Origin of the sequence: Streptomyces sp. CA-250714 (assembly GCF_050936705.1) — a bacterium.
Lineage (GTDB): Bacteria > Actinomycetota > Actinomycetes > Streptomycetales > Streptomycetaceae > Streptomyces.
Map to the genome: position 1 here is coordinate 1,686,836 of NZ_JBNJMI010000001.1, position 15,162 is coordinate 1,701,997.

Annotated in this window: 12 protein-coding genes; 9 read left to right on the forward strand and 3 right to left on the reverse strand. The window is 69.6% G+C overall.

Annotated features, from left to right (window positions below):
- Positions 1-655: 655 nt before the first annotated feature.
- On the reverse strand, positions 656-1,108 hold the full coding sequence (locus ACQEU8_RS07535; RefSeq protein WP_433098133.1) for an SRPBCC family protein: 453 nt from the start codon (positions 1,106-1,108) through the stop codon (positions 656-658).
- 179 nt (positions 1,109-1,287) lie between these two features.
- On the opposite strand from ACQEU8_RS07535, the gene ACQEU8_RS07540 reads away from it, so the two are divergent.
- The 3 genes from ACQEU8_RS07540 (at position 1,288) to hpnR (ending at position 4,455) form a co-directional block, all read left to right on the forward strand.
- Entirely contained in the window at positions 1,288-2,358 is a 1,071-nt protein-coding gene (locus ACQEU8_RS07540) for an Rv2578c family radical SAM protein (RefSeq protein WP_433098135.1), read from the forward strand.
- 13 nt (positions 2,359-2,371) lie between these two features.
- The gene (locus ACQEU8_RS07545; protein ID WP_433098136.1) at positions 2,372-2,776 is read left to right on the forward strand and encodes a RidA family protein; all 405 of its coding nucleotides are present in this window, start codon (positions 2,372-2,374) and stop codon (positions 2,774-2,776) included.
- 146 nt (positions 2,777-2,922) lie between these two features.
- Positions 2,923-4,455, forward strand: a complete 1,533-nt coding sequence (gene hpnR, locus ACQEU8_RS07550; protein ID WP_433098138.1) for a hopanoid C-3 methylase HpnR — start codon at positions 2,923-2,925, stop codon at positions 4,453-4,455.
- Positions 4,456-4,458: 3 nt separating this feature from the next.
- Here hpnR and ACQEU8_RS07555 read toward each other — a convergent pair whose 3' ends face one another.
- Positions 4,459-5,001 carry a pyridoxamine 5'-phosphate oxidase family protein gene (locus ACQEU8_RS07555; RefSeq protein WP_433098140.1) on the reverse strand — a complete coding sequence of 181 codons (543 nt, stop codon included), beginning with the start codon at positions 4,999-5,001 and terminating at the stop codon, positions 4,459-4,461.
- A 17-nt stretch (positions 5,002-5,018) separates the two neighbouring features.
- Positions 5,019-5,660, reverse strand: coding sequence for a HEAT repeat domain-containing protein (locus tag ACQEU8_RS07560; RefSeq protein WP_433098142.1), 642 nt, complete (start codon positions 5,658-5,660; stop codon positions 5,019-5,021).
- Positions 5,661-6,021: 361 nt separating this feature from the next.
- Here ACQEU8_RS07560 and ACQEU8_RS07565 point away from each other — a divergent pair, with 361 nt between their 5' ends.
- The 6 genes from ACQEU8_RS07565 (at position 6,022) to ACQEU8_RS07590 (ending at position 15,162) form a co-directional block, all read left to right on the forward strand.
- Complete coding sequence (locus ACQEU8_RS07565; protein WP_433098144.1) at positions 6,022-7,806, forward strand: 3-hydroxyacyl-CoA dehydrogenase family protein; 1,785 nt, start codon at positions 6,022-6,024, stop codon at positions 7,804-7,806.
- Between the two features lie 101 nt (positions 7,807-7,907).
- Complete coding sequence (locus tag ACQEU8_RS07570) at positions 7,908-8,699, forward strand: TetR family transcriptional regulator (RefSeq protein WP_433098146.1); 792 nt, start codon at positions 7,908-7,910, stop codon at positions 8,697-8,699.
- 217 nt (positions 8,700-8,916) lie between these two features.
- Positions 8,917-10,404, forward strand: a complete 1,488-nt coding sequence (locus tag ACQEU8_RS07575) for an amino acid permease (protein ID WP_433098148.1) — start codon at positions 8,917-8,919, stop codon at positions 10,402-10,404.
- 323 nt (positions 10,405-10,727) lie between these two features.
- Positions 10,728-12,065: a crotonyl-CoA carboxylase/reductase gene (ccrA, locus tag ACQEU8_RS07580; RefSeq protein ID WP_433098150.1), complete on the forward strand. Its 1,338-nt coding sequence runs from the start codon at positions 10,728-10,730 to the stop codon at positions 12,063-12,065.
- Positions 12,066-12,076: 11 nt separating this feature from the next.
- Positions 12,077-14,194: a protein meaA gene (locus ACQEU8_RS07585; RefSeq protein WP_433098152.1), complete on the forward strand. Its 2,118-nt coding sequence runs from the start codon at positions 12,077-12,079 to the stop codon at positions 14,192-14,194.
- Positions 14,191-15,162, forward strand: a complete 972-nt coding sequence (locus ACQEU8_RS07590) for an HpcH/HpaI aldolase/citrate lyase family protein (RefSeq protein WP_433098154.1) — start codon at positions 14,191-14,193, stop codon at positions 15,160-15,162. The genes ACQEU8_RS07585 and ACQEU8_RS07590 overlap by 4 nt, the downstream gene beginning before the upstream one ends.

Consider the following 15,162-nt stretch of genomic DNA (forward strand, 5'->3'; position numbering starts at 1 on the left):
CAGTGCAGATGTTTCCGGCGCGCGCACGGGTGCAGCCGTTTCCGGCCGGTGCGCCAGCGCAGATGTTTCCGGCCCGCGCACCACTGCATCCGTTTCCGGCCCGTGCGCCAGCGCCGATGATCCCGCCCAGTGCACCGCTGCCGACACCCCTGCCCCGTGGCCCGGCGCCGGGGCTTCCGGCGTGGACACCAGCTGCTCCGCGGGCTGCCGCGCGGCCACGCCCAGTTGGGCGGGATCAAGCGCCGGCGCCCGCACCGGGGTGGCTGCTACGGGAACATCGCGCTGGCCCGGCAGTTCGAGAGTGACCTCGACGGCGGCCGGAGTGTGCGCGGCCGTGCCGGGGTGAAGACCCGCTCCCGGTACGGGATTCTCGTCGTCCCTGCTGTCGAGGATGGCCCCGCCGGTCCCGCCCATCACACTCCCCTTGCCGCTGCCTGGTGGGGGGTATTTCTCGCATTGCACGACAAGAGCGTTCAAGCACGGTTCGGATGCGCGGCGTGGGACAGGTGGGGCTCAATTCGGTTGCCGGGGACGTCTGTCGGGCTGCCGAACAGGGGTTTTCGCCACTGAGGGGGATCGCCGGGGCGGCAGCGCCCTCCGCCGGAAACCACTCGATCCGGTGAGAGGGCGCGCCGCTTCACGGGAGCGGCGGAGGTCAGCCCGCCTGTTCCATCTTGGCGGCCAGCCGCTGCAGCACCTCGTCGTAGATGCGGGCCAGCCCCTTGGGCGCGAAGGTCTTCTCGAAGAAGCCGCCGATGCCGCCCGCGCCGTTCCAGACCGACGTCACGGTGACCCGGGCCGTCTTCTCCTGGCTGCCCGGGGTCACACGCCAGGTGGTGACCATCGAGGAGTTGCGGTCCTTCTCCACCAGTTCGCCGTCGGTGGGCTCGGTGACGTCGAGCAGGCAGTCCCGGACGCGCTTGCTGGTCGCCTGGAGCCTCCAGTGCACAACGGTGCCCTCGCCGTCGCCGCCCTCCCGGACCTCGTACTCGCTGAAGTGCGCGGGGAGCAGTTCGGCCCGGGTCCCGCTGTAGTCGGCCAGCGCGTCGAACACCTCATCGGGCCCGGCGGCGATCTCCCGCTGCGTGGTCGCCTCGACCTGCGCCATGACTCCTCCTGTGAATTGGACGGCCTGTGATGGGACGGGTGGTCAGCCAATCACCCTCAGGTCGGCTCCCCAAATCCGGCTTGACACGTTCGATGCGAACGAGTGTTCTATTCTCTGGGGGAACAGAGAAGCGACAGTGCCGCCAAAGGGACGCGACACCATCACCGAGGAGGCCACAGATGCGCTGGGACGAGCTGAGGGACGCCGATGAACACAGCCGGACCGCGGCACCCGCCCTCTTCGGCACCTCCGCGGTCACGAGTCGTACGTTCGACACCCCCGAGTTCCGCGGGATGACGTTCCACGAGGTGCGGGCCCGCTCACTGGTGAACAAGGTGCCAGGTGCCTCGCGGATGCCGTTCGAATGGACCGTGAACCCGTACCGGGGCTGCTCCCACGCGTGCGTCTACTGCTTCGCACGCCGGACGCACAGCTATCTTGACCTGGACACCGGAGAGGGATTCGACACCCAGATCGTGGTGAAGGTGAACGCGCCCGAGCTGCTGCGCAAGGAACTGAGCAGCCCCCGCTGGCGCGGCCAGCACATCGCCATGGGCACGAATGTCGACTGCTATCAGCGGGCTGAGGGCCGCTACCGGTTGATGCCGGGCATTCTGACCGCCCTGCGCGACTACGCGAACCCGTTCTCCATCCTCACCAAGGGCACGCTCATCCTGCGCGACCTGGACCTGCTGCGTTCGGCCGCCGCCATCACCGACGTCGGAATCTCGGTGTCGGTCGGGTTCACTGACGAGGACCTGTGGCGCACCGTCGAGCCCGGCACTCCGGCCCCGCAGCGGCGGCTGGATGTCGTACGGCAGCTCACTCAGCACGGCATTCCGTGCGGGGTGCTGATGGCCCCGGTGATCCCCTTCCTCGGCGACTCACCGGCGCAGCTGCGCACCACTGTGCGCGCCATCGCCGCCGCGGGAGCCACGTCCGTCACCCCGCTGGCGCTGCATCTGCGGCCCGGCGCACGGGAGTGGTACTTCCGCTGGCTGCACCAGCACCACCCGCAGCTGGTACGGCACTACGAAGGGCTCTACTCGGCCGGTGCGTACGCGCCCAAGTGGTATCAGCGGCGCATCACACGACAGGTGCACGAGCTTGCCGCCGAGTACGGCGTGGGCCCCTCGACCTCCGGGGCCGCGCGCCGGATCGAACCGGCCGAGGCGGCCCCTCCGGCGGAGGCCGCGGAACTCGACAGCGCGGCAGAAGAAAACCACTGCACACAGCTCACCCTGCTCTGACAGCATGCGCCGCATGTCCTCAGCACTCACTCACATCGCCACTCCCGAAGGCCTCGCACCAGGAAACGGCTACAGCCATCTGGTCATCGGAGAGGGCAGGTTCATCGCGATATCCGGCCAGGTGGCCATCGACGCGGACGGCAAGGTCGTCGGCGAGGGCGATGCCAAGGCCCAGGCCGAGCAGGTGTTCGCCAACCTCCAGCGGTGTCTGGACGAGGCGGGTGCCGGCTTCGGTGACGTAGTGAAGTTCACCTTCTTCGTGACCGACCTGGCCGTGATGCCGGCGCTGCGTGCCGTTCGCGACCGGTATCTCGACCCCGAACGGCTGCCCGCGTGCAGCGCCGTGCAGGTCGCCGGGCTGGTACGGCCGGAACTGCTCATCGAGATCGAGGCGCTGGCCGTGACCGCTGCGGGGTGAGTCCGGCATACGCGCACGGACCGGCGTGTCCCAGGACGTAAGAGCGGTTAGCAGATAATTTTCATCGAAGGGGCATAAATCTGGCCAGGGTTTCCTGGCCACGACCGCACGCCGACCGCCTTGCCCTGGAGATCTGGAGCGCCTGTATGCGCCTGCTGCTGGTCCACCCGAGCGCGCTGATGTATTCGGAAATCTTCCTCCGCCTGGAGCCGCTCGGACTCGAGCGCGTGGCTGCCGCCGCCAGGGAGGCGGGGCACCAGGTGCGCGTGGTCGACCTGCAAGTTCTCAACCGGAAGGTGCTGGAGCGGGAGCTGCGCTCCTTCCAACCCGAAGCGCTGGGCGTTTCCCTCAATTATCTGGCCAACATCCCCGAGGCCCTCGAGATCGCCCACAGCGCCAAGGCGGCGGCGCCCGGGTGCTTCGTCTTCTTCGGCGGCCACAGCATCTCCTTCATCGGCGACCACGTACTGGAGCAGGCCGAGGGCGCGGTCGACGCGATCGCCCGGGGCGAGGGCGAGACCGTCGTCGTACCGCTGCTGGCGGCGGTACGGGACAACGCGGCCCACACGGTGCCCGGTGTGGTGACGGCGGACGGGCGCGGTCCGGCCCCCAAGATGCTGGACAGTATCGACCGGCCGCGCCCCGCCCGGGATCTGATGCGCCGCCGCAACCGCTACTTCATCGGCGAGCTCGACCCCTGCGCCTCCATCGAGTTCACCCGCGGCTGCCCCTGGGACTGTTCCTTCTGCTCCGCGTGGACGTTCTACGGCCGCAGCTACCGGCGTGCCGCGCCCGAGGCGGCGGCCGAGGAGATGGCGTCCATCCGCGAGCCCAATGTCTTCATCGTCGACGACGTCGCCTTCATCAAGCCCGACCACGGCCACGGCATCGCCGCCGAGCTGGAGCGCCGCAACATCCGCAAGCGGTACTACCTGGAGACCCGCGCGGATGTGCTGCTGCGCAACGAGGAGGTCTTCGAACGCTGGACGCGGCTGGGCCTGAAGTACATGTTCCTCGGCATGGAGGCACTGGATGCCGAAGGGCTCGACCAGTTCCGCAAGCGCATCAGCCCGGACGAGAACTTCAAGGCGCTGGAGACGGCGCGGCGGATGGGCATCAGTGTGGCGATCAACCTGATCGTCGACCCGGGGTGGGACGAGGAACAGTTCCGCCTGGTACGCGAGTTCGCGCTGGCGGTGCCGGAGATCGTGCATCTGACCGTCATGACGCCGTATCCGGGCACGGAGGTCTGGCACACCGAGGCCCGCCAGCTGACCACGCGCGACTACCGGCTCTTCGACATCCAGCACGCCGTCGTACCCACCCGGCTGCCGCTGGAGCAGTTCTACCGGGAGCTGGTCAGCACCCAGGCCGTCATCAACCGCAAGCACCTGGGGCTGAGCACCGCCATCGGCGCCATGCGCATCCTCGGCCGCAATCTGGCCCACGGCCAGACGAACTTCGCCCGCATGCTGTGGAAGTTCGGCCGCGTCTACAACGCCGACCGGCAGCTGGCGGACCACGCGCGTCCGGTCACCTACGAGCTGCCCGTCCCCGGGCGCCGCGGGGCGCCCGGCCGCAAGGAGCTGTTCGTCCATACGATCGGCCGCTCCGGCACCCGCACCCGGGAGAACACCGGCACCAAGGAGACGGGTCAGCAGACCGGGCCGACCCCGTAGCCGTCAGACCGGCGGGTCCTCGCGCGGCGGTGCGTCGTCGTTGCCGCGCCGGATGGTACGCAGCGGCCTGCCCGGCTGCCACGTACGGAAGACGATCTCCTCCCCCTCGATGGTGACCCGCACCACCTCTTCCACCTCGACCCGGAAGAGATGGAACACCTCGGGGGCCTCGCCGTCGGGCACGCCGGCCGCCCAGCTCGCGATCTCGTCCGGGTCCGTCACCTCGACCGCGCGTCCCGAGACCCGTACGTCTCCCCCGTCCATCTCCGTCCCCGAGCCGGGGTTGGCGTACATCGCGAAGCGCGGGTCGCGGCGCAGGTCCAGCGCCTTCAGGGAGTTCGGCATCATCCCGAGCCACATCTGCCCCGCCCGGAAGTCCGCTTCCAGCCCGGTCAGCCGCGGCGATCCGTCCTTGCGCAGGGTGGCCAGCACATGGTGGGTGTACTTCCCGAACCGCTGCTCGACCGTCTCGGCGAACCCCGGCTCCGCCTGCCGGAACTCGTCCCAGCTCACACCGTTCGGCACGGTCACGCTCTTCGTCGTCATACGGCCAGCGTGCCGCGCTAACCCGACATCTCCTGTCCGGTTTCCCGGCGCGCCGCGACTTCGCCGCGGCGGGACTGGGTGGGGATCCGGGCCAGGGCGGCCTTCGCGGACGGGGACAGCCGGTGGTGTTCCGCCGCCGCGTCCAGGACCGGGATGGCGCGTTTGTCGCCGAGGGCGCCGAGGCCGACGACGCACGCCTCGGCGATCGGCCAGTAGTGCAGGGGGCCGATCAGCAGGCGCTGGAGGACGTTGATGAGGGTGGGGACCGACTCGGGTGCACGGAGGGCCGTCAGGAGCCGGACGGGATAGAGCGCGTAGGCGGTGCGCAGTTCGTTGGTGGCCAGGGCCGCTGCCGCCTTGGCCGTACGGGGATCGCGCAGCCGCTCCAGTGCCTGTGCCGCGCTGGCGCAGCAGACCGGGTCGCGGTAGTTCAGCATGAAGATGAGGGTCTCGAAGGCCCTCCGGTCACCGGCGCTGCCCAGTGCGAAAGCCGCGATCTCGCGGGCCCACAGCGGCCGTTCGGTCTCCACGAGCACGGCGGCGAGCTGGTCGCGCGCCTCCGTGCTGCGCTGCCTGGCCAGCGTGACCAGACGTGCGTACTCGACGGGCTCGGCCTCGGGCCGCACACGGTCGATCAGCGCTCGGAACGCGTCGCCCACTCCGGCTCCCCCTCACGTGCTGAGTTCCACAGCGGTGGAAGTGTTCCTACCCCTGGCTTTATGGTTACCCACGAGTTAAGGTGCTCATCAGAGCGGTATCCCCGCTCAGGCGGTTTGGTGACGCAGCCGCCGAGAGTGACGTCGGTTCGGCAGCGGGCCCACCACGCGCACAGGCGCGCCGGGTCCGTAAGGACAGCCTCGTGACCGGGCCCCGGGACAGGGCCGCGCAGCGGGGCGTGACCGGTAACTCCCCTGCCCTGCGCGTGCGTACGCCCGCGCGCCCGGTAGTGCACGAAACCCTCACCCTCATCAACCGCGCCCCCTTCACGGGGGTCTGTGTCACACCCTCTGGAGTCCCCTGATGGACCGTCCTCCCCTGCGCACGATCGCCGTCGTCGGCCTCGGCACGATGGGTACCGGCATCGCCGATATTCTCGCCCGCGCCGGGCGTGAGGTCATCGGCATCGACACGAACGAAGCAGCCGCGCGGCAGGCCGTTGCCGCACTGGAGTCCTCCACGGCGCGCTCGGTGGAGCGCGAGCGGATGACACAGAGCGAGCGCCGGGACGTGCTGGCACGGTTCCGTACCTTCACCGGTCTCGAGGCCGCGGCCGAGGCCGATCTCGTCATCGAGGTGGTGCCGGAGGACTACGACATCAAGTGCCAGGTCTTCGCGGAGCTGGACACCGTCGTCAAGCCGGACACCATTCTGGCGACCGGTACCAACGCGCTGTCGGTGACACGGCTGGCCGCCGACTCCGACCGTCCCGAACGCGTGCTGGGGCTGCACTTCTTCAATCCGGCCCCGGCCATGAAGCTGGTGGAGATCGTCTCCTCGGTGCTCACCTCCCCGCAGGCGGTCGCCGCCGTCACCGAGCTCGCCCGGGAACTGGGCAAGGATCCGATCGCGGTCGGTGACCGTCCTGGATTCGTCGCGGACGGGCTGCTGTTCGGATATCTGAACCAGGCAGCCGCCATGTACGAGTCTCGCTACGCCACTCGTGAGGACATCGACTCCGCCATGAAACTGGGGTGCGGTCTGCCGATGGGCCCGCTGGCCCTCCTCGATCTGATCGGGGTGGACACGGCACGCACCGTACTGGAGGCGATGTACGAGCAGTCGCGCGAGCGGCTGCACGCGCCCGCGCCGATCCTGCGGCAGCTGAGCGAGGCCGGGCTGACGGGCCGCAAGTCGGGCCGCGGCTTCTACACCTACGCCGCGCCCGGCAGCTCCGAGATCGTGCCCGACGCGCTCACCCCCGACCCGGCGGCCCCGCGCGCCGCGGGCCGCACCGTCGCCGCGGTGGGCGTGGTGGGTTCGGGGACGATGGCGGGCGGCATCGCCGAGGTCTTCGCCAAGGCCGGCTACCCGACGGTGCTGACCGCGCGCAGCGAGCAGAAGGCGCAGACCGCGAAGGAGCGCGTCGCCCGGTCGCTGGAGCGCTCGGTGAAGAAGGGCCGGATGACGGCCGGGGACCGGGACGCCGCCCTGGCACTGATCACCCCGGCCGGGTCGCTGGAGGCACTGGCCGAGGCGGACCTGGTGGTCGAGGCGGTGGCCGAAGACCTCGACGTCAAGCGGCAGTTGTTCGAGCGTCTGGACGCGGTCTGCAAGCAGGGTGCCGTACTGGCCACCACCACCTCCTCGCTGCCGGTGGTCGCCTGCGCCCGCGCCACCTCCAGGCCGCAGGACGTGATCGGCATGCACTTCTTCAACCCCGCACCGGCCATGAAGCTGGTGGAGGTCGTCACCACGGTGCTGACGGCCCAGGATGCGCAGGCCACCGTCCGCGAGGTCTGCGGGAAGCTCCGCAAGCACCCGGTGGACTGCGGCGACCGCGCGGGGTTCATCGTCAACGCGCTGCTCTTCCCGTATCTGAACAACGCCGTGAAGATGGTCCAGGAGCACTACGCCTCGCTGGACGACATCGACGCCGCGATGAAGCTCGGCGGCGGCTATCCGATGGGCCCCTTCGAGCTGCTGGACGTGGTGGGCCTGGACGTCTCGCTCGCCATCGAGCGGGTGCTGCACGAGGAGTTCCGCGACCCGGGACTGGCACCGGCTCCACTGCTGGAACACCTGGTCGCCGCGGGCTGTCTGGGCAGGAAGACGGGGCGCGGCTTCCGTGAGTACGCACGCCGGTGACCGGCGCCGGAATCGGGTGGGGCGGGCTGTTGGAGCCGTCGGCAGGCAGCCCGGCAAACAGCCCGTCCCCCGAACCCGTCACGGCGTGTAACGTTCACCACATGCCAGAGCCCGAGAAGAACTCCCGTACGACCAGCCAGCGTGCGAACGGTGCAGCCACCCAGCGACTCAGGGTGCGCCGTGAGTTGGCCGCCGCTGCCATGGAGCTCTTCGCCACGAAGGGTTACGAAGCGACGACGGTCGATGAGATCGCGGCGGCCGCGGGCGTCGCGCGGCGCACCTTCTTCCGGCACTTCCGCTCCAAGGAAGAGGCGATCTTCCCGGACCACGACGACACCCTCGTGCGCGCCCAGGCAGTGCTGGAGGCGGCGCCCGCACACGAGCACCCGCTGGACACCGTGTGCCGGGGCATCAAGGAAGTCATGAAGATGTACGCCGCCTCGCCGAAGGGCAGCGTGGAGCGGTACAAGCTCACCCGCGAGGTACCGGCGCTGCGGGAGCGGGAGATCGCCTCCGTGGCCCGCTACGAGCGGCTGTTCACCCGCTATCTGCTGGGCCACTTCGACGAGGAGGCGCACCGCGACGGGGTCAGCGGCTACGACGAGCCGCTACTGGCCGAGGTGGCGGCCTCGGCGGTGGTGACCGCGCACAACCATGTGCTGCGGCGCTGGCTGCGTTCGGGCGCCGCCGGGGATGTGATGGCGCAGCTCGACCACGCCTTCGCCATCGTGCGGCGTACGTTCGGCACCGGCTTCGGGGCGCACCGCCCGAGCACGGAGCAGCCCGCGGCGGCGGTGGAGCGCCGGGACGAGGTGCTGGTGACCGTGGCCCGTACCGACGCCCCGCTGGGCGAGATCATGTCCACCATCGAACGCGCGCTCTCCCAGAACTGAGCCCCCCCCGGGCCCCCGCGCCCTGCCCGCCGGCCTGGTGGCCCGGGCCCCGGCGAGGGAGTCGGGTGAATTGCACCCGCGCGTCCGCCCCGTATCCCCGCTCCCGGCCAGGTGAGCGGAAACCATGGCGCGAAGGCGACGTGGAGGTGCGGCAGTGTCGGTGGCGCCAGGCGGGGCGAAGGGTCCCAGACACAAGGCGAAGCGATCCAGGCAGTGGTTGCGGACCAAGTCCGTCGAGGAGTCGATCCTCGACACCGACGACCCCGAGCGCGGGCTGCGCAGATCACTCTCCGCGCTCGATCTGACGGTCTTCGGCGTCGGCGTGATCATCGGCACCGGCATCTTCGTGCTGACCGGCCAGGTCGCCAAGTCGACGGCCGGCCCGGCGGTGGCCATCTCGTTCGCGGCAGCCGGGGTGGTGTGCACGCTGGCCGCGCTGTGCTACGCCGAGTTCGCCTCCACCGTCCCGGTGGCCGGCTCCGCCTACACCTTCGCGTACGCCTCGCTCGGTGAGCTGCCCGCCTGGATCATCGGCTGGGACCTGGTGCTGGAGCTGGCGCTGGGCTGCGCGGTGGTGGCGGTCGGCTGGTCGGGGTATGTGCGTTCGCTGCTGGACAGCATCGGCTGGAATCTGCCGGGGTGGCTCTCGGGCACCAGTGACGAGACCGGGTTCGGCTTCGATCTGCTGGCGTGTGTGCTGGTGCTGCTGCTGACGGTGATCCTGGTGATCGGCATGAAGCTGTCGGCCCGGGTCACCTCCACCGTCGTGGCGATCAAGGTGGGGGTGGTGCTGCTGGTGATCGTCGCCGGTGCCTTCTTCATCACGGCCGACAACTACGACCCCTTCATCCCGCCCGCGCAGGGCGCCGTGGACTCCGGGTCCGGGTGGGCGGCACCGCTGATCCAGCTGATGTCCGGGTACGAGCCGACGACGTTCGGTGTGATGGGCATCTTCACCGGCGCCGCGATCGTCTTCTTCGCGTTCATCGGCTTCGACGTGGTGGCCACGGCCGCCGAGGAGACCCACAACCCGCAGCGTGACATGCCCCGCGGCATCCTCGGCTCGCTGATCATCTGCACGGTGCTGTACGTCGCGGTCTCGATCGTGGTCACCGGTATGCGGGAGTACTCGAAGCTCACCGTGGACGCGCCGCTGGCGGACGCGTTCAAGGCCGTCGGCGAACCGTTCTGGGCAGGGCTCATCAGCTTCGGCGCGGCGGTCGGGCTGACCACCGTGTGCATGATCCTGCTGCTGGGGCAGTCGCGGGTGTTCTTCGCGATGAGCCGGGACGGACTGCTGCCGCCGATCTTCGCCCGGGTGCATCCGCGCTTCGGTACGCCGTACCGCTCGACCGTCCTGCTCGGCGTCCTCGTCGCGGTCGTCGCGGGCTTCGTGAGCCTGTCCGAGCTGGCCGAGCTGGTAAACATCGGGACGCTGTTCGCGTTCGTCGTGGTGGCGCTGGGCGTCATCATTCTGCGGCGTATCCGGCCGGATCTGCCGCGCAACTTCCGTACGCCGCTGGTGCCCGCGCTGCCGATCGCCTCGGTGCTGACCTCGCTGTGGCTGATGCTCAACCTTCCGGCGGAGACGTGGGCGCGGTTCGGTGCCTGGATGGCACTGGGGGCCGTGCTGTACGCGGTGTACGGACGCCGCCGCAGCCGGCTGCGGCGGGGCGAGGAGCCGACGCCGCACCACGTGCCCTGACCACCGGCCGTTCCGTGCTCTGCCGCCGCACGCTCTGACCTGGGCGGCAGCCTGATTTTGATCGATCATCGCTCAGATGAGAGCAGATCGCGCCATGTGAGAATTCACGGCACGCGGTGTCTTGTCACCTGGCACTGGGTGTCATACCTTGTCATCAGTCCGGGCGCTGTCCCCGCGGCCCAAACCGTGTGCCCCGGACCGCTTGGCGTCACAAGCGACCCGCGCACACCCGCGCACAAGCACTGGCCGAACCGACGGCACTGCCTCACAACCGACGTTCCCTCAAGCGTTCTTGAAAGCCCGCGCTTCGCCGGAGGCATACCGTGAACCAGATCCTCGACGCGATCCTCGCGTCCGACACCTCGCCGGAGGACTTCGCCGCCCTCCCGCTGCCCGAGTCCTACCGCGCCGTGACCGTCCACAAGGACGAGGCCGGGATGTTCGAAGGGCTGGAGACCCGGGACAAGGACCCGCGCAAGTCGCTGCACCTCGATGAGGTGCCGGTGCCCGAACTCGGCCCGGGCGAAGCCCTGGTGGCCGTGATGGCCTCCTCGGTCAACTACAACTCCGTGTGGACCTCGATCTTCGAGCCGCTGTCCACCTTCGCGTTCCTGGAGCGCTACGGACGCCTCTCGCCGCTGGCCAAACGGCACGACCTGCCGTACCACATCATCGGCTCCGACCTGGCGGGCGTCGTGCTGCGCACCGGCGTGGGCGTCAACTCCTGGAAGCCGGGCGACGAGGTCGTCGCGCACTGCCTCTCCGTCGAACTGGAGTCCGCCGACGGGCACAACGACACGATGCTCGACCCCGAGCAGCGGATCTGGGGCTTCGAGACCAACTTCGGCGGACTCGCCGAGATCGCGCTGGTCAAGTCCAACCAGCTGATGCCCAAGCCGGACCACCTCAGCTGGGAGGAGGCGGCAGCCCCCGGCCTGGTCAACTCCACCGCCTACCGGCAGTTGGTCTCCCGCAACGGCGCCGGTATGAAGCAGGGCGACAACGTGCTCATCTGGGGCGCCAGCGGCGGACTCGGCTCGTACGCCACCCAGTTCGCGCTGGCCGGCGGCGCCAACCCGATCTGCGTCGTCTCCAGCGACGAGAAGGCCGAGATCTGCCGCCGGATGGGCGCCGAGGCCATCATCGACCGCAAGGCCGAGGGCTACCGGTTCTGGAAGGACGAGCACAACCAGGACCCCAAGGAGTGGAAGCGCTTCGGCAAGCGCATCCGCGAGTTGACCGGCGGCGAGGACGTGGACATCGTCTTCGAGCACCCGGGGCGCGAGACCTTCGGCGCGAGCGTCTACGTCACCCGCAAGGGCGGCACCATCGTCACCTGCGCCTCCACCTCCGGCTACGAGCACAGCTACGACAACCGCTACCTGTGGATGTCGCTCAAGCGGATCGTCGGCTCGCACTTCGCCAACTACCGCGAGGCCTGGGAGGCCAACCGGCTGATAGCCAAGGGCAAGATCCACCCGACGCTCTCCAAGAGCTACTCCCTGGAGGAGACCGGCCAGGCCGCCTATGACGTGCACCGCAACCTCCACCAGGGCAAGGTCGGCGTCCTCGCGCTGGCCCCCGAGGAGGGCCTGGGCGTGCGCGACGAGGAGAAGCGGGCGCGGCATATCGACGCGATCAATCGCTTCAGGAACGTCTGAGGGCGCCCGCAATGACCGATGCACGGGAGCCATCCGACGCGAGCGAGCCCAAAAAGCGCGACCGCCCGTGGCTGATGCGGACGTACGCGGGGCACTCCACCGCTGAGGCGTCCAACGAGCTGTACCGGCGCAATCTCGAAAAGGGCCAGACCGGGCTGTCCGTCGCCTTCGACCTGCCCACCCAGACCGGCTACGACCCCGACCACATCCTCGCCCGCGGCGAGGTGGGCCGGGTCGGGGTCCCGGTCTCCCATCTGGGGGACATGCGCAGGCTCTTCGACGGCATCCCGCTGGAGAAGATGAACACCTCCATGACCATCAACGCCACGGCCATGTGGCTGCTGGCGCTCTACCAGGTGGTCGCGGAGGAGCAGGGCGCCGACATATCCCAGCTCCAGGGCACGACGCAGAACGACATCGTCAAGGAGTACCTCTCCCGCGGGACGCACGTCTTCCCGCCGGGGCCCTCGCTGCGGCTGACCACCGACATGATCGCCTACACGGTCGCCCACCTGCCCAAATGGAACCCGGTCAACATCTGCAGCTACCACCTGCAGGAGGCCGGGGCCACGCCGGTGCAGGAGATCTCGTACGCGATGGCGACGGCGATCGCCGTGCTGGACGCCGTACGGGACAGTGGGCAGGTGCCGCCCGAGGAGTTCGGGCGGGTGGTGGCGCGGATCTCGTTCTTCGTGAACGCGGGCGTCCGCTTCGTCGAGGAGATGTGCAAGATGCGGGCCTTCACCCGCATCTGGGAGCGCGTCACCAGCGAGCGCTACGGCATCACCGACCCCAAGCAGCGCCGCTTCCGCTACGGGGTGCAGGTCAACTCGCTCGGGCTGACCGAGGCGCAGCCGGAGAACAATGTGCAGCGCATCGTGCTGGAGATGCTGGCCGTCACCCTCTCCAAGGACGCCCGCGCGCGTGCCGTGCAGCTGCCCGCCTGGAACGAGGCGCTGGGCCTGCCCCGCCCCTGGGACCAGCAGTGGTCGCTGCGTATCCAGCAGGTGCTGGCACACGAGAGCGATCTGCTGGAGTACGAGGACATCTTCGCCGGCTCCCATGTCATCGAGGCCAAGGTGGACACGCTGGTGACCGAGTCGCTGGCCGAGATGGCGCGGATCGAGGAGATGGGCGGGGTGATGGCGGCCGTCGAGTCCGGCTACCTCAAATCCCAGCTCGTCGCCTCGCACGCGGAGCGGCGCGCCAGGATCGAGTCGGGCGAGGAGAAGATCGTCGGCGTCAACTGCTACGAGTCGACGGAGCCGAGCCCGCTCACCGCGGACCTGGACACCGCGATCCTGACCGTGGACCCGGCCGGTGAGGCGGCGACCGTGGAGGCCGTCAAGCGCTGGCGGCAGACGCGGGACGAGCCGTTCTGGCGCGAGGGCGCCCGCGAGCCGGGGCTGTACCCCAGCGCCGAGCAGGCCCTCGCGGCGCTGCGGGAGGCGGCGGCCGGCGACACCAATCTGATGGAGGCCACGCTGGACTGCGCCCGCGCCGGGGTCACCACCGGGGAGTGGGCGGGCGCGCTGCGCGAGGTGTTCGGCGAGTTCCGCGCCCCGACCGGGGTGAGTTCGGCCCCGGTCGCGGTCGGCGCCGAGGAGGGCTCCGAGCTGGCGGCGGTCCGCCGGCACGTGGAGCGCACCGCCGCCGAGCTGGGCGTCGGCAAGCTGCGGCTGCTGGTGGGCAAGCCGGGGCTCGACGGCCACAGCAACGGCGCCGAACAGATCGCCGTACGGGCCCGGGACGCGGGCTTCGAGGTGGTCTACCAGGGCATCAGGCTCACGCCGGAAGAGATCGTCTCGGCGGCACTCGCCGAGGACGTGCACTGCGTGGGCCTGTCCATCCTCTCCGGCTCGCACGCCGAACTGGTGCCCGACGTGCTGGAGCGGATGCGGAAGGCGGGCGCGGCCGACGTCCCCGTGATCGTGGGCGGGATCATCCCGTCGGCGGACGCGCGGGCGCTGCGCGAGGCGGGGGTCGCCGCCGTCTTCACCCCGAAGGACTTCGGGATCACCCGAATCATCGGCCGTATCGTCGACGAGATCCGGACACAGCACAAGCTCGAAACGCGCGACGAGCGCAGTGAGCGCGACCAGCGAGAACCACTGGAGGTCTCCTCGTGAACAGCGACAACCGGCAGCGTGCGCTCCGTCCGCGGCGTTCCTGCCTGGCGGTGCCGGGCAGCAACCCGCGGTTTCTGGAGAAGGCGCAGGGCCTCCCCGCCGACCAGGTCTTCCTGGACCTGGAGGACGCCTGCGCCCCGCTGGCCAAGCCGGAGGCGCGGCACACCATTGTGAAGTTCCTCAACGAGGGCGACTGGAGTGGCAAGACGCGCGTCGTGCGGGTCAACGACTGGACCACCGAGTGGACCTACCGCGACGTCGTCACCGTCGTGGAGGGCGCGGGGGCCAACCTGGACTGCGTGATGCTGCCGAAGGTGCAGGACGCGGCGCAGGTGCAGGCGCTGGACATGCTGCTGACCCAGATCGAGAAGACGGTGGGTCTGGAGGTCGGCCGGATCGGCATCGAGGCGCAGATCGAGAACGCCAAGGGCCTGGTGAACGTCGACGAGATCGCCGCGGCCTCGCCCCGGATGGAGACCATCGTCTTCGGCCCGGCCGATTTCATGGCGTCCATCAATATGAAGTCACTGGTGGTGGGCGAGCAGCCGCCCGGCTACCCGGCCGACGCCTACCACTACATCCTGATGCGGATTCTGATGGCGGCCCGTACCCACGACCTCCAGGCCATCGACGGGCCCTACCTCCAGATCCGCGACGTGGAGGGCTACCGGAAGGTCGCCCAGCGCGCCGCCGCGCTCGGTTTCGACGGCAAGTGGGTGCTGCACCCGGGCCAGGTCGAGGTCTCCAACGAGGTCTTCTCGCCCTCCCAGGAGGACTACGACCACGCCGAGCTGATCCTGGACGCGTACGAGTACTACACCTCCGAGGCGGGCGGCAAGAAGGGCTCGGCGATGCTCGGGGACGAGATGATCGACGAGGCCAGCCGCAAGATGGCACTGGTCATCTCCGGCAAGGGCCGCGCGGCGGGGATGAAGCGCACCACCTCCTTCACACCTCCGGAGGACTGA

Coding starts and splice junctions, on each gene's coding strand:
- ACQEU8_RS07535 (WP_433098133.1), bottom strand. CDS start 1,108: ATGGCGCAGGTCGAGGCGACCACGCAGCGGGAGATCGCCGCCGGGCCC.
- ACQEU8_RS07540 (WP_433098135.1), top strand. CDS start 1,288: ATGCGCTGGGACGAGCTGAGGGACGCCGATGAACACAGCCGGACCGCG.
- ACQEU8_RS07545 (WP_433098136.1), top strand. CDS start 2,372: ATGTCCTCAGCACTCACTCACATCGCCACTCCCGAAGGCCTCGCACCA.
- hpnR (WP_433098138.1), top strand. CDS start 2,923: ATGCGCCTGCTGCTGGTCCACCCGAGCGCGCTGATGTATTCGGAAATC.
- ACQEU8_RS07555 (WP_433098140.1), bottom strand. CDS start 5,001: ATGACGACGAAGAGCGTGACCGTGCCGAACGGTGTGAGCTGGGACGAG.
- ACQEU8_RS07565 (WP_433098144.1), top strand. CDS start 6,022: ATGGACCGTCCTCCCCTGCGCACGATCGCCGTCGTCGGCCTCGGCACG.
- ACQEU8_RS07570 (WP_433098146.1), top strand. CDS start 7,908: ATGCCAGAGCCCGAGAAGAACTCCCGTACGACCAGCCAGCGTGCGAAC.
- ACQEU8_RS07585 (WP_433098152.1), top strand. CDS start 12,077: ATGACCGATGCACGGGAGCCATCCGACGCGAGCGAGCCCAAAAAGCGC.